Source organism: Candidatus Skiveiella danica (assembly GCF_022705245.1).
Classification (GTDB): Bacteria; Pseudomonadota; Gammaproteobacteria; order Burkholderiales; family Burkholderiaceae_C; genus Skiveiella; species Skiveiella danica.
This window is the reverse complement of sequence record NZ_JAKJEW010000008.1, coordinates 1-258: the sequence shown is the minus strand read 5'-3', so window position 1 is coordinate 258 and position 258 is coordinate 1.

Below are 258 nucleotides of genomic sequence, written 5' to 3'. Positions count from 1 at the left end.
GCATCCCCCGCCGGGAAAATGCCCTATCCCAGCTCCGGGGCGCAGGTGCCATGCCCTACCCTGCCCCGCGCCCCCTTTGGCACAACCTGGGCCACTGCCGATAAAGCGTCGCACCGCCCCGGCCTCGTCGTCAAGTGTCACCACTATGCAGCTTCCCGCATTGCCCCTTTGATGATCATGGACGCACTGTTGGCAGCATCCATCAAAGATTGCGAATTGAGGACCGCGTAGCGTTCTGTAACCGCATGTGACGAGTGG